The 20,194-nt window shown below is 76.5% G+C and carries 21 protein-coding genes and 1 tRNA gene; 11 read left to right on the top strand and 11 right to left on the bottom strand.

Going from position 1 to position 20,194, the window contains the following annotated elements; genetic code table 11:
* Positions 1-16 precede the first annotated feature (16 nt).
* From O7628_RS19880 to O7628_RS19890, 3 genes are read left to right on the top strand one after another with little or no spacing between them, the layout of a single operon-like run.
* Positions 17-1,420: a polysaccharide biosynthesis C-terminal domain-containing protein gene (locus O7628_RS19880; RefSeq protein ID WP_278132675.1), complete on the top strand. Its 1,404-nt coding sequence runs from the start codon at positions 17-19 to the stop codon at positions 1,418-1,420.
* The gene (locus O7628_RS19885) at positions 1,410-2,579 is read left to right on the top strand and encodes a polysaccharide pyruvyl transferase family protein (protein ID WP_278132677.1); all 1,170 of its coding nucleotides are present in this window, start codon (positions 1,410-1,412) and stop codon (positions 2,577-2,579) included. The genes O7628_RS19880 and O7628_RS19885 overlap by 11 nt, the downstream gene beginning before the upstream one ends.
* On the top strand, positions 2,572-3,798 hold the full coding sequence (locus O7628_RS19890) for an endo-1,4-beta-xylanase (RefSeq protein WP_278132679.1): 1,227 nt from the start codon (positions 2,572-2,574) through the stop codon (positions 3,796-3,798). Before O7628_RS19885 ends, O7628_RS19890 begins: the two co-directional genes overlap by 8 nt.
* Before the next feature lie 239 nt (positions 3,799-4,037).
* Here the strand turns inward: O7628_RS19890 and O7628_RS19895 are convergent, their stop codons facing one another.
* From O7628_RS19895 to O7628_RS19905, 3 genes are all read right to left on the bottom strand, one after another.
* The gene (locus tag O7628_RS19895; protein ID WP_278132681.1) at positions 4,038-4,700 is read right to left on the bottom strand and encodes a response regulator transcription factor; all 663 of its coding nucleotides are present in this window, start codon (positions 4,698-4,700) and stop codon (positions 4,038-4,040) included.
* A complete protein-coding gene (locus O7628_RS19900; RefSeq protein ID WP_278132683.1) occupies positions 4,688-5,998 on the bottom strand; it encodes a histidine kinase in 1,311 nt (436 codons plus the stop codon). Before O7628_RS19900 ends, O7628_RS19895 begins: the two co-directional genes overlap by 13 nt.
* A 108-nt stretch (positions 5,999-6,106) precedes the next feature.
* On the bottom strand, positions 6,107-7,174 hold the full coding sequence (locus tag O7628_RS19905) for an LCP family protein (protein WP_278132685.1): 1,068 nt from the start codon (positions 7,172-7,174) through the stop codon (positions 6,107-6,109).
* Between the two features lie 115 nt (positions 7,175-7,289).
* On the opposite strand from O7628_RS19905, the gene O7628_RS19910 reads away from it, so the two are divergent.
* Positions 7,290-8,123: a class I SAM-dependent methyltransferase gene (locus tag O7628_RS19910; protein ID WP_278132687.1), complete on the top strand. Its 834-nt coding sequence runs from the start codon at positions 7,290-7,292 to the stop codon at positions 8,121-8,123.
* Between the two features lie 69 nt (positions 8,124-8,192).
* The gene (locus tag O7628_RS19915; protein ID WP_278132689.1) at positions 8,193-9,221 is read left to right on the top strand and encodes an expansin EXLX1 family cellulose-binding protein; all 1,029 of its coding nucleotides are present in this window, start codon (positions 8,193-8,195) and stop codon (positions 9,219-9,221) included.
* Positions 9,222-9,325: 104 nt separating this feature from the next.
* Here the strand turns inward: O7628_RS19915 and O7628_RS19920 are convergent, their stop codons facing one another.
* The 4 genes from O7628_RS19920 to bcp all read right to left on the bottom strand — a co-directional run bounded on the left by O7628_RS19920 (position 9,326) and on the right by bcp (position 11,501).
* Positions 9,326-9,877, bottom strand: a complete 552-nt coding sequence (locus O7628_RS19920; protein WP_278132691.1) for a GNAT family N-acetyltransferase — start codon at positions 9,875-9,877, stop codon at positions 9,326-9,328.
* A 174-nt stretch (positions 9,878-10,051) separates the two neighbouring features.
* Positions 10,052-10,139: transfer RNA gene (locus O7628_RS19925), tRNA-Leu, on the bottom strand.
* A gap of 81 nt (positions 10,140-10,220) precedes the next feature.
* Positions 10,221-10,802 (bottom strand): pyridoxamine 5'-phosphate oxidase family protein, encoded by a 582-nt coding sequence (locus O7628_RS19930; RefSeq protein ID WP_278132693.1) that lies wholly within the window; start codon positions 10,800-10,802, stop codon positions 10,221-10,223.
* A 222-nt stretch (positions 10,803-11,024) separates the two neighbouring features.
* Positions 11,025-11,501 carry a thioredoxin-dependent thiol peroxidase gene (gene bcp / locus O7628_RS19935; protein ID WP_074473679.1) on the bottom strand — a complete coding sequence of 159 codons (477 nt, stop codon included), beginning with the start codon at positions 11,499-11,501 and terminating at the stop codon, positions 11,025-11,027.
* Between the two features lie 152 nt (positions 11,502-11,653).
* Here bcp and O7628_RS19940 point away from each other — a divergent pair, with 152 nt between their 5' ends.
* From O7628_RS19940 to O7628_RS19955, 4 genes are read left to right on the top strand one after another with little or no spacing between them, the layout of a single operon-like run.
* Positions 11,654-12,373, top strand: a complete 720-nt coding sequence (locus O7628_RS19940; RefSeq protein ID WP_074473681.1) for an energy-coupling factor ABC transporter permease — start codon at positions 11,654-11,656, stop codon at positions 12,371-12,373.
* Positions 12,370-12,801, top strand: coding sequence for a PDGLE domain-containing protein (locus O7628_RS19945; protein ID WP_278132695.1), 432 nt, complete (start codon positions 12,370-12,372; stop codon positions 12,799-12,801). The genes O7628_RS19940 and O7628_RS19945 overlap by 4 nt, the downstream gene beginning before the upstream one ends.
* A gap of 11 nt (positions 12,802-12,812) precedes the next feature.
* Positions 12,813-13,583 (top strand): cobalt ECF transporter T component CbiQ, encoded by a 771-nt coding sequence (gene cbiQ / locus O7628_RS19950; protein ID WP_074473684.1) that lies wholly within the window; start codon positions 12,813-12,815, stop codon positions 13,581-13,583.
* Complete coding sequence (locus O7628_RS19955; protein ID WP_278132696.1) at positions 13,580-14,338, top strand: ATP-binding cassette domain-containing protein; 759 nt, start codon at positions 13,580-13,582, stop codon at positions 14,336-14,338. The genes cbiQ and O7628_RS19955 overlap by 4 nt, the downstream gene beginning before the upstream one ends.
* Here O7628_RS19955 and O7628_RS19960 read toward each other — a convergent pair.
* From O7628_RS19960 to O7628_RS19975, 4 genes are all read right to left on the bottom strand, one after another.
* On the bottom strand, positions 14,328-15,467 hold the full coding sequence (locus tag O7628_RS19960) for a hypothetical protein (protein ID WP_278132697.1): 1,140 nt from the start codon (positions 15,465-15,467) through the stop codon (positions 14,328-14,330). The genes O7628_RS19955 and O7628_RS19960 overlap by 11 nt on opposite strands.
* Positions 15,464-16,180, bottom strand: a complete 717-nt coding sequence (locus tag O7628_RS19965; protein WP_278132698.1) for a thioredoxin domain-containing protein — start codon at positions 16,178-16,180, stop codon at positions 15,464-15,466. Before O7628_RS19965 ends, O7628_RS19960 begins: the two co-directional genes overlap by 4 nt.
* Entirely contained in the window at positions 16,173-16,694 is a 522-nt protein-coding gene (locus O7628_RS19970; RefSeq protein WP_278132701.1) for a MauE/DoxX family redox-associated membrane protein, read from the bottom strand. The genes O7628_RS19965 and O7628_RS19970 overlap by 8 nt, the downstream gene beginning before the upstream one ends.
* Before the next feature lie 68 nt (positions 16,695-16,762).
* Positions 16,763-17,266 carry a sigma-70 family RNA polymerase sigma factor gene (locus O7628_RS19975; protein ID WP_178067144.1) on the bottom strand — a complete coding sequence of 168 codons (504 nt, stop codon included), beginning with the start codon at positions 17,264-17,266 and terminating at the stop codon, positions 16,763-16,765.
* Between the two features lie 368 nt (positions 17,267-17,634).
* On the opposite strand from O7628_RS19975, the gene O7628_RS19980 reads away from it, so the two are divergent.
* Together O7628_RS19980 and O7628_RS19985 are read left to right on the top strand one after the other, a co-directional pair.
* Complete coding sequence (locus O7628_RS19980) at positions 17,635-19,296, top strand: copper resistance protein CopC (RefSeq protein WP_278132703.1); 1,662 nt, start codon at positions 17,635-17,637, stop codon at positions 19,294-19,296.
* A 16-nt stretch (positions 19,297-19,312) separates the two neighbouring features.
* Positions 19,313-20,041, top strand: coding sequence for a YcnI family protein (locus tag O7628_RS19985; protein ID WP_178063686.1), 729 nt, complete (start codon positions 19,313-19,315; stop codon positions 20,039-20,041).
* Positions 20,042-20,194 lie beyond the last annotated feature (153 nt).

Below are 20,194 nucleotides of genomic sequence, written 5' to 3' on the forward strand. Positions count from 1 at the left end.
CGGTCGGGCGGCCACGATGCTGGCCCAGGTCGGCCTGCTGGGGCTGAGCCAGGCCGGCGTCACCGTCGCCGCGTTCGGCAGCCAGGTGCTGCTCGCCCGCACGCTCACCCGGGAGGACTTCGGCTCGTTCACCGCCGTGCTGGCCGTGGTGTCGCTGACCGCCCCGCTGGCCGTGTTCGGCGTCTCCGAGCTGTGGTTGCAGGTGTTCGGGCAGGAGGGCGCGCGGGCGTACCGGTGGGTGGGGCCGTCGCTGCGGCTGGCCGGCGCGGCCTGCGCGGCGCTGCTGCTCGGCGTGCTGGCCTGGAGCGCCGCCGAGCTGCCCGACGTCACGGCGGCGGCGGTGCGGGCGCTGCTCGCCACCGTCGTGGTCGCCCAGGCGGCGCTCGCGCTGGCCGGCTCGGTGCGGCAGCTGCGCGGCGACTACCGTGGCCTGTCCGCGCTCCAGCTGGCCCCCCACCTGGGCCGGGTGGTGGTCACCGTGGCGGTCTGGGCGGCCGGGCTGTCGGTCGTCGCCGCGGCGGCCGGGTACGCGGTCGTCGCCGTGGCCACCGTCGCCGCCTGCCTGCTGGCCTCCCGCGAGTTCCGGCGCGGCGCGATGCCGCTGGAGGGCCACCCGGCCCCCGCCGCCCGCGCCGCCGTCCCGGCCGCCGCCGTCCCGGCCCCCGGTGCCGTCCCGGCTCCCGCCGTCGTCCCGGCTGGCCCCGCCGTCCCGGCCGGGGGCCTCGACGCCGGCCCCCGGCCGGGCGAGCTGCTGGGGGCGGCCACACCCTACGTGCTCGGCAACGTCTGCTACCTGCTCGGCATCCACTTCGGCACGGTCCTCGCCGCCGAGCTGCTCGGCGGGGCGGAGGCGGCCCTGCTCGCCGTGCCGATGGCCGTGCTCACCGCCGTCTACCTGGTGCCCCGGGTCGTCTACCAGCAGTACCTGCTGGGCAAGCTGCACCGCTGGGCCGGCTCGGACGCCGAGGCGGTGCTGCTGGCGTACCGCTGGGGCAGCGCCGGGATGGTCGCGCTCGGCGCGGTCGTCGCGGCGGCGGTGACGGTCGGCGGCCTGGTGGCCCTGCCGGTGGTGTTCGGCCCGGAATACCGCGACGCCGCGCCGGTGCTGGCGGTGCTGGCGCTGGCGGTGCCGTTCCGGTTCGGCGGCGCCGCCGTGGCCGCGCTGCTGACCAGCGGCGGGCTGCTGCGCCGCAAGGTGGTGTACCAGGCCGTGGGCGCCGTGGTGCTGCTGGCGGCGCTGGCGGTGGCCGTCCCGGTGTGGGGCGTGCGCGGTGCCGCCGGGGCGACGGTGCTGGCGGAGGCGGTACTCTGCTGCCTGCTCTGGGTCGCCGCCCGACGGGGCGTCGTGGGCGACGCCCCGCTGCCCACCTGGCGCGACCTGCGCAGGCGCCTGAGCAGGGAGGCTCCCCGTGCGTCCTGAACCGGCCCCCACCCGTCCCGCGCCGGCCGCCGTGGCCCGCCGGCCCCTGGTTGTCGGCTACTACGGCATGGAGAACGTCGGCGACAACGCGTTCTGCGTCGTGATGGACTGGGCGACCCGGGTCTACTGGGGAGCCGAGGAGCCCGTCTTCGCCGCGCCGCCCATGGTGGACCTGCCGCCGGAGCGCACCGGCATGGACCCGCGCTGGTACCGCTCGCGCGGCACCGCCGACCGGGCCGGCTGGGTGCTCAACAAGGCCGCCCTGCTGCGCCGCTCCACCATGCTGGTCTTCGGCGGCGGCTCCGTGTTCCGCGAGATGGGGCCGCTGAGCGAGAAGAAGGTCTTCTCGCTCTTCTCCGGGGTGTCCGGGCATCCGATGGCCGCCGTCGGGGTCTCCGTCGGCCCGTTCGTCTCCGCCGCCTCCGAGCGCCGGTTGCTGCGCGTCCTGCGCCGGGTCGCCTTCATCGGGGTACGCGACATCGCCTCCGCCGAGGTCCTCGAACGGGCCGGCTACCCGGGCGTGCTGGTGCCCGCCGGTGACCTCGCCGGCCTGCTGCCGGAGGCGCTCGGCGAGCCGGTCCCGCCGCGCCGGCCGCGCCCCACCGGCCGGGCCCGCCTCGGCGTGACCCTGCTCGGCGTCGACCACGAGGCCGCCGACGCCGACGTGCGCCGCCGCGAGGACGCCCTGGTCGAGGGGGTGCGCGCGCTGGTGCGCGCCGAGCCCGTCGACGTCACCGTGTTCGTGTTCAACACCCACCCGCTGCACGGCGACGAGCGGGTCGGCGAGCGGCTGCGGGCCGCCGTCGCCGGGCACTGCGACGTGCGGGTCGTCACCGCCCGCGACGGCGTGCGGGCCTGCTGGGACGAGATGAAGCGCTGCGACCTCGGGCTGCACATGCGGCTGCACGGGGCCGTCTTCGCGTACCTGGCGGGGGTACCGTTCACCCTCGTGCCGTACCAGCGCAAGTGCGACGACTTCCTCGACGAGATCGGGCAGCCGGCGGCGCTGCGCACGCCCGCGGTGCCCGGCGACGCGGCGGCGGTGACCCGCACGCTGACCGGCCTGCTCGCCACCGAGGAGGTGCCGGAGCTGCCCCGGGCGATCTACGCCGAGCGCGCCCGGCGCAACTTCTCGGCGGCGCCCTGGGCCCGTGGGTGACGGCGGCCGGAGCCTCGACCGGGCGTCGCTGCCCCACCCCGACGACGCCGCCGGGGCCGTGGCCGACGCGCCCACCCGACCCCGGCCCGCTCCGGTGGTGACCCGGCCGCGCCCGCTCACCGCCGCCGGCCTGCTGGTGGCGGCGGCGCTGGTCGTCGCCACCGTCCTGCTCGCCGGCATGGCCGCCGTCGGCACCGGCCGCGCCGGGGACCCGGGCGGGGCCGCCCGGTCCGCGCCGGCCTACACGCCGTCGGCGGCCGGCACGCTGCGCGGCCTCGCCCCGCCCGGGACGCTGATCGGCACGGCCGTCGACCCGAGGGGCCTGAACCTCGACCCCGCCTACCCGGGCGTCCTGGCCGCCGAGTTCAACGCGGTCACCGCCGAGAACGCGATGAAGTGGCGCAACCTGGAACCCTCGCCCGGCGTGTACGCGTGGGCCGGCGGCGACCAGATCGTCGACCTGGCCCACCGCAACGGCCAGGCCGTCTACGGTCACACCCTGGTCTGGCACAACGACGTGCCCGACTGGGTCTCCCCGGACTGGCCGGCGCAGCGGCTGCGGGAGGTGCTGCGCCGGCACGTGACCGCGGTCGTCGCGCACTACCGGGGCCGGGTGTGGGCCTGGGACGTGGTCAACGAGGTGCTCGCCGAGGACGGCTCCCTGCGCGACACCCTCTGGCTGCGCAAGCTCGGCCCCGGCTACGTCGCCGACGCGTTCCGCTGGGCCCGCCAGGCCGACCCCGACGCCAGGCTGTTCGTCAACGAGTACGGCACCGAGGGGCGGACCGCGAAGGCCGACGCGCTGCTGGAGCTGGTGCGGCGGCTGCGCGCCGACGGCGTACCGGTCGACGGGGTGGGCTTCCAGGGGCACCTGGACGCCGAGCGCCCACCCCAGGACGTCCGGGGCAATTTGCGCCGGTTCGCCGCGCTGGGCGTGCGCGTCGCCGTCACCGAGCTGGACGTGCGGGTGCGGCTCCCCGCGACGGGGGAGGGGCTGCGCCGCCAGGCGGCGGTGTACCGGGACGTGCTGCGCGCCTGCCTGGACGTGGCGGCCTGCGCGTCGGTGACCGTGTGGGGGTTCACCGACGCCCGTAGCTGGATCCCCGGCTATCACGTCGGCTTCGGCGCGGCCTGCCTCTTCGACGCCGACTTCCGGCCGAAGCCGGCCCACGCGGCGCTGCTCGACGAGCTGGCGGCGCGGCGGCGCACCGGCGGCTGACGCCCCCCGGGGAGGGGCCGCCGGCGGTCAGTCCCACCAGAACGACCAGCTCTGCCTGCCCCGGATCTCCTGCGCGTACGCGGCCAGCGAGCCGCTGCCCTGCCGGACGTTGTCGGGGCAGAAGGCGAGGTGCTCGGCGGCGACGCGCGCCCAGCAGCCGGGGCAGGTCGTCGGGCGGCAGCCTACGGGCCGGGTCCGACGTTCCCCGGCCCCCGGCGGCGCGACCCGGGCGGAGCCGGTCAGGACGGGGTGCCGCGCAGGAAGGCCAGGACGGCCAGCACCCGGCGGTTGGTGTCGTCGCTGGGCGGCAGGTCGAGCTTGGCCAGGATGTTGCCGACGTGCTTGCCGACCGCCGCCTCGGTGACGTGCAGCCGCGCGGCGATCGCCGCGTTGGAGTGGCCCTCGGCGACCAGCGCGAGGACCGTGCGTTCCCGGGCGGTCAGGGCGGCCAGCGGGTCGCGCGGGCGGTGCAGCAGGTGCCGGACCACGTCGGGGTCGATGGCGGTGCCGCCGTCGACGACCCGGCGCAGGGTGCCGGCGAACTCGGCGACGTCGGCCACCCGGTCCTTGAGCAGGTAACCGACCCGCCGGCCGTCGCCGCTGTCGAGCAGCGCCGACGCGTACTCGGACTGCACGTACTGGCTGAGCACCACGACGGCGAGCCCGGGACGGCCGCTGCGGAGGGCGACCGCTTCGCGCAGCCCGTCGTCGCGGTGGCGCGGCGGTATCCGGATGTCGGTGACGAGCAGGTCCGGCCGGTGCGCCTCGACCGCGTCCCGCAGGGCCGGCGCGGAGCCGACGGCGGCGACCACCTCGAAGCCGAACCGGCCCAGCAGGGCGACGAGGCCCTCCCGGAGCAGGACCTCGTCCTCGGCGAGCACGACGCGGGTCACGGGCGGCACGGCAGCTCCACCCGGACCAGGGTGGGGCCGCCGGCCGGGCTGGCCAGCAGCAGCCGCCCGTCCGCCGCCGCGACCCGGTCGGCGAGGCCGGTCAGCCCGGTGCCCCGGGCCGGGTCCGCGCCGCCCCGGCCGTCGTCCTCGACCTCGACGACGAGGTGCCGGTCGGTCTGGGTGAGCCGCACCTCGGCGCGGGCCGCGTCGGCGTGCGAGGCGACGTTGGCCAGCGCCTCGGACACCACGTAGTAGGCGGTGGTCTCCACCGGCTCCGGGACCGGCCGGGGCAGGTCGGCGCGCACGTCCACTTCGATGGCGGCCTCGCCGGCCAGTTGCCGGGCGGCGCCGGCCAGGCCGAGCTCGGTGAGCTGCTGCGGGCGGATGCCCTGGGCGATCTGCCGCAGCGTGACCATCAGCTCCTTGGCCTGCTCGTGCGCCACCGCCAGCGGCCGGGCGGCCGGCGAGTCGTCGGGCACGTCGAGCCGGGCCAGCCCGAGCTGGACGGTGAGGCTGGTCAGCCGGGGCTGCGCGCCGTCGTGCACGTCGCGTTCGATGCGGCGGCGTTCCGCCTCGTACGCGTCGACGAGGCGGGCCCGGGAGCGGGTGACCTCGCGCAGCGCCGCCGGCTCGGCGGGTGGGCCGGCGAGCAGCCGGCGGGCGACCGTGGCCTGGCCGGCGACGAGCAGCCCGGCCAGGTACCAGAGCACGGGCAGGAACAGGGCGGCCCCGACCGCGTACGGCGCCGCCTCGCGGGGCGTGTCGACCGTCGTCCACATCACGATCACGTCGTCCGTGCCGTCGACCAACCAGGGGCTCGCCAGGAGGGTGAGGTCGAGCAGGGCCAGCACGGCGAACGTCCAGTACGCCACCGGCACCACCGCGCCCAGCCAGCAGGCGTACGCCACCTCCCGCCAGGCGGCGGCGTCGGTGTACCGGGCGGCCAGGCTGCCCACGACGTCGCCGGAGAACGGCCGCCGGGCGGGCAGCGGGCGGGAGTCGACCACGCCGAGACGCCACCGCTCGAACCCGGCCACCGGGGCGCTCACCAGCGGGGCCACGGCCGCCAGGGCCAGCCCCGCCACGGCGAGGAAGACGACGACGGGCAGCTCGACCGGGCGGCCCTGGCGGGCCGCGTTGAGCACCGCCACCGCCGGGGCCACGACGACCCCGAGGCCGAGGGCCAGCGCCCCGGCGACCGGGACGGTCGTGCCGGCGTAGGCCAGGGCCCGCCAGGGCCACCAGGAGATCAGGTATCCGGGGCGGCGCAGCGCCGCCGCCAGGTGCGGGGGTCGGTTCGTCGTCATGCCGTCACGCTAGGGCGGCGGCCGCGGCCGGCCCAGCCGGCTGGGTCCACTCCACAGGTAGGCCCAGCCCCACCTTTTCCGGCCGGTCCACCCTCTCCGTCGGTGCGGTCACGAGCCGGCGGCGACGATCTCCTTGACGGCGTCGCGGCGGACGGCGTCGTAGAGGGTGCGCGCCCGGCGGTCGTCGGCGAAGACGACGCTCTCGCTGCCGACGGTGCCCGTGCCCCGGCTGGGCGAGGTGAAGAAGAACAGGTTGCCGCCGCGCAGCCCGCGCAACTGGGTCGCCATGTCCAGCAGCGACATGCCCCGGTCGACGGAGACCGAGTCGGAGGTGGCCCGCACGAACGCGTTGAGCCGGCCGGGGTTGGCGAGGATGCCGCCGGACGCGGCCCGGTCGAGGATCGCCTTGATGACCTGCTGCTGGTGCCGGATCCGGGCGAAGTCGCCGTCGGCGAACTGCTTGCGCTGCCGGGCGTAGTCCAGCGCCGTCTCGCCGTCCATGAGCTGCGGCCCCTGCCGGAAGGTGCGGAACGGCGGGTGGATCGAGGTGAACGTCTTCTCCGAGGTGATCTCGACCCCGCCGAGGGCGTCGATGATCTCCCGGAACCCCGCGAAGTCGACGAGCACCACGTGGTCGATGCGGACGCCGGTGAACTGCTCCACCGTCCGCACCATCAGCGGCACCCCGCCCCAGGCGTACGCGGCGTTGATCTTCGCCTCCCGGCCGCCGTGCCGGCCGTCCGCCGAGCGGGGGACCGGGACCCAGGTGTCCCGGGGGATCGAGATCAGCTCGGCGCTCGACCGGTCCTTCGGCAGGTGCGCCACGATGATCGTGTCGGCGCGCGACCCCTGGGTGCCGTCCGGGTCCCGCGAGTCGCTGCCCAGGACCATGACGTTCAGCGCGCCCCGGGCCGCCGCTGCCGGCCGCTCCTGCTCCGGCACCTCGGCGAACGCGTCGACCCGGTCGACGCCCCGCTCCACCGACCGCAGCCACAGCGCCCCGGCGACCGCGCCGCCCACGCCGAGCAGCACCACGGCGAGCAGCGCCACCAGGGCGATCCGCCCCCACCGGCGGCGCTTCGGGCGCGCCCCGACGCCCGACGGCGTGGACGCTGCGGCGGGCGGGCCGGACGGGCCGTCCTGGGTCGGTGCGGCGGCCTGCTCGGGACGGGACATGGCGGCGATGCTATCGACGCGCCGCGCCCCGCACGTGCCCGTTCCGGCCGGTCCGGGGCCGGACGACGGTGAAGTTCGCCACCCGTCGTTTCCCTGGACCTGGTAGAACCCTCCCGTGGACGCAACGAAGCTCCGGCGGGCCATCGCCCGCACCCGGCTCGCCCCGGTCGCCGCCTTCCCCAAGCGGCTCGCCCGGGTGGCCCGGCACGACGCCAGGGTGCTGCGCGTCTCCGCCCGCTGGCTGGTCACCTCCCGGGAGCACCACAACTACACGTACGAGCTGACCGGGCTGAGCCGGCACCACCTGTCCTGGTTCGTCAGCGTCGTCTGCGACGTGCCGGTGGCCCGCGTGCGCGGCTGGTTCGCCGAGATCGAGGGCGACGACGAGCTGCGCCGGCACATCGAGCGGGCCACCGCCGGGGCGGCCCGCCGGGGCCTGGCCGACCGCCAGGTCCGCTACGCCCGCCGGATCGGCTGGTACGCGATGGTCCGCGCCACCCGCCCCGCGCACGTGGTCGAGACCGGCGTCGACAAGGGGCTGGGCAGCTGCGTGCTGGCGGCGGCCCTGCTGCGCAACGCCGCCGAGGGCCACCCCGGCCGGGTCACCTCGCTGGACATCAACCCCGAGGCCGGCTACCTGGCCCGTGCCGCGCCCTGGTCCGGGGTCGTCGACCTGGTGGTCGGGGACTCCGTCGCCTCGATCGGCGCGCTCGACCGGCCCGTCGACCTCTTCCTGCACGACAGCGACCACAGCCGCGCCCACGAGAGGCGCGAGTTCGACGCCGTCGAGCCGAAGCTCGCCCCCGGCGCGCTGCTGCTCACCGACAACGTCACCGCCACGAACGTCCTCGCCGAGCACGCCGAACGCACCGGCCGGCGGTTCCTCGCGTACCGGGAGACCCCGGCCCGGCACTGGTATCCGGGCGACGGCATCGGGGCCGCCTGGTGACGCCCGGTGTCTTAGCTTTGGCTTAGCCGGCTTGTCCCCGACGCCGGGGGTCCGGCAGCATCGACCGGCGTGACCGACGCGAGCGCGCCCCCGGACGCCCCCCAACCCGCCAGCGGCCCCGGTCGCCGCCGCGCCCCGGGCCCCGGCCGGTCCCGCTGGCTCGCCGCCGGCGGGGTGGCCGTCCTCGCGGGAGTCCTCGGCCTGACCCTCGCCCTGCGCGCCGGGGCAACCCCGGCCTGCGCCGCCCCACTCGGTGTCGTCGCCCCGTTTGGTGTCGCCGTGCCCGCCGCCGCGCCGCCGGTCGGCGGGACCGTCCACAAGGGCAAGGCCACGTTCTACGACTCGAAGGGCGCCGGCGGCAACTGCTCCTACCCGAGCGCCCCGGCGAACCGGCTCTACGTGGCGCTCGGCCCGTCGGAGTACGCGGCCGGCGCGGCCTGCGGCGGCCACCTCGACGTGACGGGCCCGAAGGGCACCGTCCGGGTCCTCGTCATGGACCAGTGCCCCGAGTGCGCGCCAGGGCACCTGGACCTCTCCCGCGAGGCGTTCGCGCGGATCGCCGACCCGGTGCAGGGCGTCGTCTCCGTCAGCTACCGCGCGGTGGTCGACCCGCCGCTGCCCGGCCCGCTCGCGTTCCGGATCAAGGAGGGCGCGTCGCGGTACTGGTTCGCCGTGCTGGTCGCCGACCACGGCAACCCGCTGCGCGCCGTGGAGGTACGGCAGGGCGACTCGGGCGGGTGGCGCGCCGCCGACCGGCAGGACTACAACTACTGGCTGGTCGAGTCCGGCGTCGGCCCCGGCCCGTTCTCGATCCGGGTCACCGACGTCCACGGCCACCGCGTCACCGCCGGTGGCGTCCGGCTGACGCCCGGGCAGGTCCAGCGCGGCACGGTCAGGATGTACGGCGGCGCGACGGCCGGCGGTGGCCGACCGGCCACGCGCTCCGCGTCGCCCCGGCCCAGCGCCTCGCCGTCGCCCCGCGCGTCGTCGCCCCGCCCGTCGCCGTCGGCCGCCCCGGCCTCAGCCGGCCCGTCGGCCCCGGTCGCGCCCGTCGTGCCGCTCGCCGCCGAAGCGCCCGCCGCCGGCTGCCGCAACTGACCCGGCGCCTCGTCGGCGTCCCCACCTGGCCGGGGCGGGATGTCTGGCCGGCTCCGCCACCCGACACGCCGACGCGACCGCACCGCAACCGGCCAGTGATCGGACTACCGCGACGCCTGCTCGGCGTCGGGGCTGCCGGCGGTGAGGTCGAGCCACATGAGGATCTCGTCGCGGTCGTCGCCCGGGGCGACCCGCAGCGCGCCGGGCAGCCGGCCCACCTCCCGGTAGCCGAGCCGCGCGTAGAAGCGTTCCAGCCCCAGCCCGCCCCGCACCGTCACGTGCAGCGCCTGGCGACCCAGCTTCCGGCCGAGCCGTTCGGCCTCCCGCATCAGCGCCGAGCCGTATCCCAGGCCCTGCGTGCCCGGGTGCACCATCACCCGCTTCAGCACGCACCAGTGCGCCTTCAGGTCGAACCGGTTGTCGGCGAAGACCAGCACGGCCAGCGGGCGGTCGCCGTCGTAGCCGACGAGCAGCCGGTCCGGGCCGTCGACGATGCCGGCAAACGTCGCCTCGGCGACGGGGCGGACGTCGGCCGCGGTGACCGGCGGCACGAAGCCGACCGCGCCGCCGGTGTTGGTGACGTCCACCCACAGGTCGACGATCCGTTCGCGCAGCTCGGCGGTGGGGTCGGGGTCGAGGACGAAGCGCAGGCTCACCCCGTCATCCTGGCCCCGCCGCCGCCCGGGGGACGCCCGATCGTGACCGGCGCAACAGCGGGTGCCGGCCGCCCGCGCCGGAAGCCGAGGTGCGACGGGGCCGGTCGAAGTCTCGGCCGGCCCGTCGACCGCGATGATGCGCGCGACGGAAACCCTGGTGCGCGCGATGGAACGTGGTGCGGGAGAGGGGACTCGAACCCCCACGTCCTCACGGACACAGGAACCTAAATCCTGCGTGTCTACCCAATTCCACCACTCCCGCCTGCCCGAGGAGTCTAGAGGGTTCGGCGTCCCTCGTGTTGGCGCCGTCCGGCAGGCGGACCGCCCGGGTCCGGGCCCGGGATCAGTTGACCGGGACCGGCGTGCTGTCGCTCCCGCCGTGCGCGGGGTCGTGGGCGGGCGCGTTGATCTCGACCGGCGGCGGGAAGCGGGTCACGAAGTCGCACAGCGTGAGGTGGGTCGGCCTGATGGTGATCACCGCCATGTCGGTCGTGTGCGCGCGCTTCTGCTGCTCCCAGCCCGGGGCCAGGCTCTTGTCCGCGAACATCCGCCACGACGCCTTGACGTGCACGTCCGGCACCCCGGGGTGGACCTCGATCGACGCCGTGCCGCGCACCAGCATGACGACGGGCGTGTAGTCGGAGACGGTCGGCCCGAGCTGCGCGGCGACCCTGCGCCGCACCTCCGGCGAGTACGTGTCGACGCTGAAGGAGACCTGCGGGTGCGCCGCGATCGCCCGCACCTTGTACGCGGTCGTGGGGCTGGCGAACTGGAACGCCTCGCCGTTCCACAGGTACGCGACCGGCACCGTGCGCGGGTGGCCGTCCAGGCCCACGTAGCCGAGCCGCATCGCGACCGGCGAATCCAGCAACACCTGCGCCACCGGATCGGTGTTGACCAGGTGCACGATTTCGGCGTAGTCCACAGCTGCCCCTTCCCGCCCGCGGATGCCGGCAGCCGCCCCGTCCCGGTGCCCGCCCACGGCGGGGCGGGCGATCCTCGGCGTCACCGGCCGTAGTCTGATCGCTACCAGGGAAGTATGGGTGGCGGGTGCCGCCCCGGCCATCTCGCTGCTTGCCGTCGTGCCGGGGCGCGGCCGCCTCGCCGGCGGTGTCGACCGAGCCGCGCGGGCCGGTGGCCCGGCCGCTCAGTCCAGGCCGAGGTCGCGGCGCAGCTTGGCGACGTGGCCGGTGGCCTTGACGTTGTAGAGCGCCCGCTCGATCTTGCCGTCGGGGTCGATGACGAAGGTGGACCGGATCACCCCGGTCACCGTGCGCCCGTAGGACTGCTTCTCGCCGTACGCGCCGTAGGCGGTGAGCACCGCCCGGTCGGTGTCGGCGACCAGCGGGAAGGTGATGGCGTCCCGCTCGCGGAACTTCGCCAGCTTCTCCGGCTTGTCCGGCGAGATGCCGACCACCTCGTAGCCGGCGGACCGCAGCGAGGCGAGCGAGTCGCGGAAGTCGCACGCCTGCTTGGTGCAGCCGGGGGTCATCGCGGCGGGGTAGGCGTAGAGGATCACCGTCCGGCCGCGCAGGTCGGCCAGGGAGAGGCTCTCGCCGGTGTCGGTCGGCAGGGTGAACTCGGGCGCGGGGTCACCGGGGCTGAGGCGGGCGGGCGCGGTCATGGCCGAACCCTACCGCCGTCCCGGGTCAGCCGGGCCGACCGCACCGTGATCGACGCCTCCGCACTGTTGCAAGGGATTGGCAACAGCTCATCCGTGGAAATAGGCTGGGTCGAGCCGGCGCGGACGCTCCCGCCGGGCCTGCGGGAGGTCGAGTGGAAACCCTGGCGATGCACATCTCCAACGGCATCGTGAACGGCCCGGTCGCCGCCGTCTTCGCCGCGTTCGCCCTCGCCGTGCTGACTCTCTGCGTGCTGCGCGGCCGGCGCGACCTCGACGACCGGCTCGCCCCGATGGCCGGGCTCGTCGCCGCGTTCATCTTCGCCGTCCAGATGCTCAACTTCCCGATCTTCACCGCCGGGGTGAGCGGCCACCTGCTCGGCGGCGCGCTCGCCGCGCTGCTGGTCGGCCCGTGGGTCGGCGCGCTCTGCGTGGCGGTCGTGCTGGTCGTGCAGGCGCTGGTCTTCGGCGACGGCGGGGTGGCGATGCTCGGCCTGAACGTCACCAACATGGCGGTCCTCGGCACCGCCGCGGCGTACCTGCTGATCGCCCTGCTGCTGCGGGTGCTGCCCCGCACCCCCGTCGGCCTCGGTGTGACGGCCTTCGTCTCGGCGCTGGTCAGCGTCGTGGTCGCGTCCCAGGGCTTCGTGCTCCAGTACTGGCTGGGCGGCACCACCGACCTGGGCGGCAACCTCGCCGGCCTGGCCGGCACGATGGCCGGCGTCCACCTCCTCATCGGCATCGGCGAGGGCCTGATCACCGCCACCACGGTGGTCACCGTCGCCAAGGTCCGCCCCGATCTGGTCTACGCGCTGCGCGCCCTCAGGCCGGCCGCGCCGGCCCCCGTCGTTCCGGCTGCCGGAGGTGCCCGATGAGCAAGCGTCCCTGGGGTTTCGTCGTCGGCGGGCTGCTGGTCGCCCTGCTGCTGGCCGGCGTGGTGAGCAACTACGCCTCGGCGCACCCCGACGGGCTGGACTCGTCGCTGCTGCGGGGCTGCACGGTCGACGCCGAGGGGGAGATCACGGGCGGCAGCTGCCCCGCCCAGCAGGAGCGCGACCACGAGCTGGCCGACAGCCCGCTGGCCGACTACGGCGTCCGTGGCCTCGACAACGACTTCCTCTCCACCGGGCTGTCCGGGGTGCTCGGCGTGCTGCTCACCTTCGCCGTGGGCGGCGGCGTCTTCTGGCTGCTGCGCCGCCGCGGCCCGCAGCAGCCGGCCGCCGGCGCGGCGACGGCGGAGGCCGGCGGGAGTGCCGCCGGGAGCCCGGCCGACGACGCGTCGCGCGCCGCGCGGCCCCGGTAGGCGGCCCGACGATGGGGGCCGGTCACGCGCACGTGCTCTACCGGGAGGCGACCTCCCCGGTGCACCGCCTGCCGCCGGAGGTGAAGATCGCCGCGATGGTGCTGTTCACCCTCGCCGTGGTGGCCACCCCCCGCACGGCGTTCTGGGCGTTCGGCGGGTACGCCCTGCTGGTCGCCGCCGTGGCCGCGCTGGCCCGGGTCGGGCCGGGCTGGCTGCTCAGCCGCGCGGCGATCGAGCTGCCGTTCGTGCTCTTCGCCGTCGCGCTGCCGTTCCTCGGCGCGGGCGAGCGGGTCGAGGTGGCGGGGCTGGCCCTCTCCGTCGACGGGCTGCTCGGCGGCTGGAACATCGTCGCGAAGGGCACGCTGGGCGTGCTCGCGTCGCTCCTGTTGGCCGCGACCACGACGACGCGGGACCTGATCGTCGGCCTGGACCGGCTGCGCTGCCCGCAGATCGTCACCCAGATCGCCACGTTCATGCTCCGCTACCTGGACGTGCTGGTCGGCGAGGCCCGCCGGATGCGGGTGGCCCGGGTCTCCCGGGGCGACGATCCGCGCTTCCTGTGGCAGCTGCGCGGCTTCGCCGCCGGGATCGGCGCGCTGTTCCTGCGCGCGTTCGAGCGCGGCGAGCGCGTCTACCTGGCGATGCTGTCGCGCGGCTACGCCGGCCGGATGCCGGCGGTGTGGCAGGGGGCGGGCGCGGCGAGCGCGGGGCAGTGGCTGGTCGGGGCGACGGTGCCGCTGGTCGCGGCCGGGATCGCCGCGACCGCCGTCGCCCTGACATGATCGGTGGCGTGCAGAACCCGGCTCCCCCCTCCCTGGACGTGCGCGGCGTCCGGTTCGCGTACCCGGACGGGCACGTCGCCCTGGACGGGGTGGACCTGACCGTGGCGCGCGGCGAGCGGGTGGCGCTGCTCGGGCCCAACGGCGCGGGCAAGACGACGCTGGTGCTGCACCTCAACGGCATCCTCACCGCCGCCGCGGGCACGGTGAGCGTCGGCGGGCTGACGGTGGGCCGGGACCGGGCCACCCTCGCGGAGATCCGCCGCCGAGTCGGGATCGTCTTCCAGGACCCCGACGACCAGCTCTTCCTGCCCACGGTCGCCGAGGACGTGGCGTTCGGCCCGGCCAACCTGGGCCTGCGCGGGGCCGAGCTGGCCGCCCGGGTCGACGAGGCCCTCGCGGCGGTGGGGATGGGCGGGCACCGCGACCGGGCCCCGCACCACCTGTCGTTCGGGCAGCGCCGCCGGGTGGCGGTGGCCACCGTGCTGGCCATGCACCCGGAGATCCTGGTGCTGGACGAGCCGTCGTCCAACCTCGACCCGGCGGCCCGCCGGGAGCTGGCCGAGATCCTGCGCGACCTGCCGGTGACCCTGCTGATGGTCACGCACGACCTGCCGTACGCGCGGGAGCTGTGCGACCGCTCGGTGATCCTCGACGGCGGGCGCATCGTCGCCGACGCCGACACCCGGGAGCTGCTGGCCGACCGGGAGCTGCTGGCGGCGCACCGCCTGGAGCTGCCCTACGGCTTCACCCCCTGACCGCCTCCGCCGGGGCGGGGACGGCCCGGTGGGCGGCGGCGCGGAGGCGGAGCAGGCCCGCCGCGGTGGCGCCGGCCCCGGTGGCCAGGACCAGGACGAGCAGGACCCGGGCCACCCCGCCCGGCCAGGGCAGCGGGGGCACCGAGCGGGCCAGGACGGCGACGTTGGTGACCCCGGCGAACAGGGCGAGGCACGCCCCGGCCAGCGCGAGGGCGAAGTCGGCGGCGGGGCGGCGGGCCAGCGCGTAGCCGCCCGCCGCGAGCGCGCCGAGGCCGGTGAGCAGCGCCCAGACCTGCCCGCCGAGCAGCCCCAGCAGCACCCCGCCGACGCCCGTGGCGCCCGCGTCCAGCTCCCGGCCCACGGTGAACACGATCGCGGCGACCCCGCCCACGGCCAGCGCCGCGCCGGCCCCGGCGAGCGCCCGCGCCCCGAGCGGGGTGCCGGCCGCCAGCAGCCCGGCGGCGCCGACCAGCAGGAAGCCGAGCGTGGCCGCCACCCACCAGGGGTACGCGTCGGGCGGCGGCACCCAGTCGAGGGTGCCCCGGATCTCCACCGGCTCGACGCCGTCGCGCAGCGGCACCGCCCAGTCCCGGACCCGCTGCTCCCGGGTCGGGTCGGCGCGCACCGCCGCCGGCGGGGCCGACTCCTGCCAGCGGGCGCGCCGGTCGTGCCAGCGGGCCGTCGGCCCGTCGCCGACGCGCCGCCAGTCCGGGGCGGCGGCCGGGTCCGCCCGGGCGGGCAGGGCCGTGTCCCCGGCGAGGGTCCGGTTGAGGTACGTCGCCGGGGAGCGGCTGTTCTCGTAGACCCCGTCCGGCCCGACGCGCAGGTACGGCTCGCCGGTGTAGCCGATCACCTCGATCGGCCGCCCGGTGCGGTTGACCAGCTCCAGCCGCGCCCCGCCCTCCACGACGCGGGCGGTCAGCCCGGGCCGGGCCGGTGCGACGCCGGTCACCTCGGCCCGGTAGTCCGTGCCGTCGGGCGACTCCCCGCCGTGCGCGGCGGCCGGCGTCGCCGTGGCGAGGACGGCGGCCAGCCCGGCGAGCACGCCGACCAGCCGCGCGGCGACGGCCGGCCCGGCGAGCCGGCCCAGCCGGGCGAGGACGGCGGAGAGCGGCGGGGCGGGGGTCACTTGCCGGCCGCCGCCACCGCCGCCGTGAGGCCCGCGGGCGACCGGTCGGCGACCTCCGCGCCGTTGACCTTGACGGTGGGCGTGCCGGTGACGCCCGCCCGGCTCGCGTCGTCGGTGACGTGCTCGGTCCACGCCTTGTACGTCCCGTCGGAGACGCAGGAGGCGAAGTCGTCCCGGTTCAGCCCGACGCCCGCGCCGATGTCGACCAGCTCGTCGTCGCTCAGCCCCGCGCCGCCCTCCGGCGGCTGCTTGGCGAACAGCGCCTTCGCGTACTCCTGGAACTTGCCGCCCTTGGCGGCGCAGCCGGAGGCGGCGGAGGAGCGGGTGGAGTATTCGGTCGTGGAGAACCGGTTGAGGTAGGCGACGGGGTGGAACACCACCCGTGCCTTGCCCTCGCTGACGAGCTGGTCGATGGTCGCGCCGCTGGTCTGCTGGAACTGGTTGCAGGCGGGGCAGAGGAAGTCCTCGTACAGGTCGATGGTGACCGGGCCCGTCCCGTAGGCGATGCCGGTGCCGGCCTCGGTCGCGCCCGGCGGGGCGGTGAAGGTGTCGGAGCGTTGGCTGGACCAGACGGCCCAGCCGATCCCGCCGGCGATGACCAGCACGGCGACCGCCACCAGTGACGTCCAGAGGGTGCGCTTGCGCCGGCGCTCCCGGGCGAGCTGCTCGCGGACCACGCGGGCGGCGTTCCGCTGCCCCTTGCGACTACTCATCATCGTCCTCCACCGGTGGGCCCGCGAGCCAGCCGTCGACGGAGACGGGGGTGCGGGGCCAGGTCAGCAGGAACCCGGCCAGGGCCAGGAATCCCAGGTCCCGGAGGATCTCCGGGAGGTAGCTCGGCGTCTGCCCGGCGGCGAGCTGCCCGCCGCTGCCGAAGCAGCCGCAGTCGATGGCCAGGCCGCGCGACCAGGCCGAGGCGATGCCGGCGACGAAGACCACCAGCAGGGCCGCCGAGATCCCGGCGGCCAGGCGGGTGGCCAGGCCGACCAGCAGCAGCGCACCGAGGGCCAGCTCGACGAAGGGCAGCGCCGCGCCGATCACGGTCGCGACGTCGTACGGCATGACCTGGTAGGCGTTGACGGCGCGCCCGGAGGCGGCCAGGTCGCCGACCTTGGCCCCGCCGGCGACCAGCCAGACGGCGGCCAGGCCGAGCCGGGCGGCGACGCCGAGCCAGGGCCGGACGGCGGCCCAGCGGGCGGCCCCGGTGTGCGATGCGGTCACGCTCATTGGTCGCTGCGACCCCGACGGAGGTTCCCCGTCGCGCACGAGTTCCCGGTCACGGCCGGCGTTTCCGGTCATCCGGCGAGCGCGTCGCCGGCCGACTCGACCAGGTCGTGCCGGGCCCGGGCCACCCGGGAGCGGATGGTGCCGACGGGCACCCCCTCCACGGCGGCGGCCTCGGCGTACGACAGGCCGAGCAGTTGGGTGAGCACGAACGCCCCGCGTCGTTCGGCGGGCAACCGGCGCACCAGGTCGACGGCGCCGAGCTGCCCGGCGGGGTCCGGGTGCGGCAGGTCGGTGTGGGCGTGGCTGGCCAGCCGCTCGGCGAGCCGGCGGCGGCGGACCACGACGCGCAGGTGGTCGGCGCAGGCGCGGCGGGCGATGCCGAGCAGCCAGGTGCGGGCGCTGGACCGCCCCGCGAAGGCGGGCAGCGCCCGGAACGCCCGCAGGTAGGTCTCCTGGGTGAGGTCGTCGGCGGTGTCGGGGTCGACCAGCGCGGCGGCGAACCGCCACACCTCGGCCTGGGTGGCCCGGACGAACGCCGCCTGGGCCGCCGGGTCGCCGTCGCGGGCGGCCAGCGCCCAGCCGGTCGCCGGGTCGGCCCCGCGCGGGGCCGCCGGGTCGGGGACACGACCACCCGCCGGGTCGGTGGGACCGTCGGCGGCGGGCTCGCGCGGCGCGGGGATCACGTCAGACCACGGTACGCGGCGTGCCGGTGACCGGCAGGGTCCTTCGACCCTTCCGATGACGTGGCCCACTCCGGGAACTTTTCCGGCGCCCCGCCCGACCATCCCCTCATGACTTGCGACTACGTCCGCGTGGCGCTGTCGGCGCGGCCGGGCGGCGGGGAACCGCAGGCGTCGGCGACCCCGGGAAGCGCCGGTGGCGCGCCCGAGGGCCGGGTGGGGCTCGCCGATCGGTCCGTTCATCGGCGAGCATGGCCGGCATGACTGCTGCCACTCTCCGGCCCCCCCGCCGGCTCGCGCGCCTCGGCACGCTCGCCGGCCTGCTGGTCACCGTCGTCGCCCTGCTGTTGGCCCCGGCCACCCCCGCGAGCGCCCACGCGGTGCTGGTGAGCAGCAGCCCGGCCGCCTCCGCCGTGGTGCCGAGCGCGCCGTCCGAGGTGGTGCTGACGTTCAGCGAGCCGGTGCGCAAGGTGGCCGGGAAGATCCGGGTGATCGCCCCGGACGGGGCGCGGGCCGACCGGGGCGAGCCGTCGTTCTCCGACACGGTGGTGACCATCCCGGTGGATCCGTCGGCGGGGCGCGGGACGTACCTCATCAGCTACCGGGTGATCTCGGCGGACAACCACCCGATCTCCGGCGCGTTCACCTGGTCGGTGGGCGCGCCGTCGACCCCGCCGACGGACAGCGGGTCCGACACCCGGGCCGACCCGGTGGTGGAGACCGGGGTCAAGGTCGCCAAATACCTGGGCTACGCCGGCCTGCTCCTGCTGGTCGGCCCCGCGCTGGTGCTCGGCGCGCTGTGGCCGCGCCGGCTCGACCGCCGCGGTCCGGCCCGGCTCGCCTGGACGGGGGTCGGCGTGCTGGCGTTCGCCACCGTGGCCGAGCTGTGGCTCCAGGTGCCCTACACCGCCGGCGGCGGGCTGTTCGACGTGACCGGCGCGGGCTTCGCCGACGTGCTCGGCGGCACGTACGGCACGGCGCACCTGGTCCGGCTCGGTCTGCTCGCGGCGGCGGCGTTCCTGCTCCGCCCGCTCTTCGCCGGGCCGGTGGGGCGCACCGACGCGATCATCCTGGCGGTCCTCGGCGGCGCTGCGCTGTTCACCTGGCCGCTGGCCGGGCACCCGGCGGCCTCGCCCGCGCCGGCGGTGTCGGTGGTGGTCGACGCGGTGCACCTGGGCAGCATGGCCGTGTGGCTGGGCGGGCTGGTGATGCTCGGCGGTTTCCTGCTGCGCCTGGCCGACGAGCGGGAGCTGGGCGCGATCCTGCCCGTCTGGTCGCGCTGGGCGGCGCTGTCGGTCGCGGCGCTGCTGCTCGCCGGCACGGTGCAGGCGCTGATCGAGGTGGCCACCCCGGCGGCCCTGGTCGACACCACGTACGGGCGGCTGGTGCTGGCCAAGATCCTGCTGTTCGCGCTGGTGATCGGCGTGGCCGCGTACTCCCGGGCGCTGGTGCGCCGGCGCACCGCCGCGGCCCACCCGGCCCCGGTGCGCCGGGCGGTCTGGGTCGAGCTGGCGATCACGGCCGTGGTGCTCGGCGTGACGGCGACCCTGGTGCAGACCCCGCCGGCCCGCAGCGCCGCCGAGGTGGCCGGCACGCCGGACAACTTCTTCACCACCACGCTGTCCAGCCCGCTCTACTCGCTCCAGGTGGAGCTGGACCCGGCCCGGCGGGGCAACAACTCGATGCACCTGTACGCGTACACGTCGGACAACCGGCCGCAGCCGGTGGCCGAGTGGAAGGCGACCGCCGCGCTGCCGTCGGCGGGGATCGAGCCGATCGAGATCCCGCTGCTGCCGCTGACCGACAACCACGCGTCCGGGGAGATCAACCTGCCCGCCTCGGGCGACTGGCAGTTCCGCTTCACCGTCCGCATCTCGGACATCGACCAGGCCACGGTGAGCGCCACCGTGCCGATCCGTTGACGAAAGGTAGTCCCCCATGCTCCGTCACCGCCGTTCCGTAACCGCCGCCGCCCTGGCCCTCGGCGCCGTCGCCGCCGTGGTGCTCGGCGTGGCCGCGCCCGCCTCGGCGCACGTCTCGGTCAACCCGAAGGAGGCGACGCAGGGCGGCTACGGCCGGTTCGCGTTCCGGGTGCCGAACGAGAGCGACGAGACGTCGACGACGAAGGTCGAGGTGGTGCTGCCGGAGAACGCGCCGGTCGGTTCGGTGTCGACGATGCCGGTGCCGGGGTGGACGGTGGCGGTGGAGAAGCGCAAGGTCGACCCGCCGGTGCAGGTGCACGGCAGCGAGGTCACCGAGGCGGTGGCGAAGATCACCTGGACGGCGACCGGCGACGCGGCGGTGAAGCCGGGCCAGTTCCAGGAGTTCCCGGTGTCGATGGGGCCGCTGCCGCAGGTGGACACGATGGTGTTCAAGGCGCTCCAGACCTACTCGGACGGCACGGTGGTGCGCTGGATCGAGGAGCCGGCCGCCGGGGCCGAGGAGCCGGAGAAGCCGGCCCCCGTGCTCACCCTCACCGCCGCCGCCCCGACGGAGGGCGCCCCGGCCCCGGCCGCGCCCGCCGCGGCGGCGGACGATGACGACGACTCCGAGGGCGGGGCGGGCCTCGCGTTCGGCGTCGCGGGGCTGGTCGCCGGCCTGGCCGGGCTGGTCCTCGGCGGGCTCGCGTTCGCCCGCACCCGGCGGGGGCCGGCCGCGACGAGCTGACCCCGGAGCCCCCCGCCCGTCGGCCCGCCGGTCCACCCGGCGGGCCGGCCCGTTTCCGGCCCCCGTCGTACGCCGTTGCTGCTGATATCGGGCCGATTGCGCCTTTTGCGCCGGTAAGGTCGGCCGAGTACCCAGGCCACGGAAGGAACGACA

This window comes from Micromonospora sp. WMMD956 (assembly GCF_029626125.1).
Lineage (GTDB): Bacteria > Actinomycetota > Actinomycetes > Mycobacteriales > Micromonosporaceae > Micromonospora > Micromonospora carbonacea.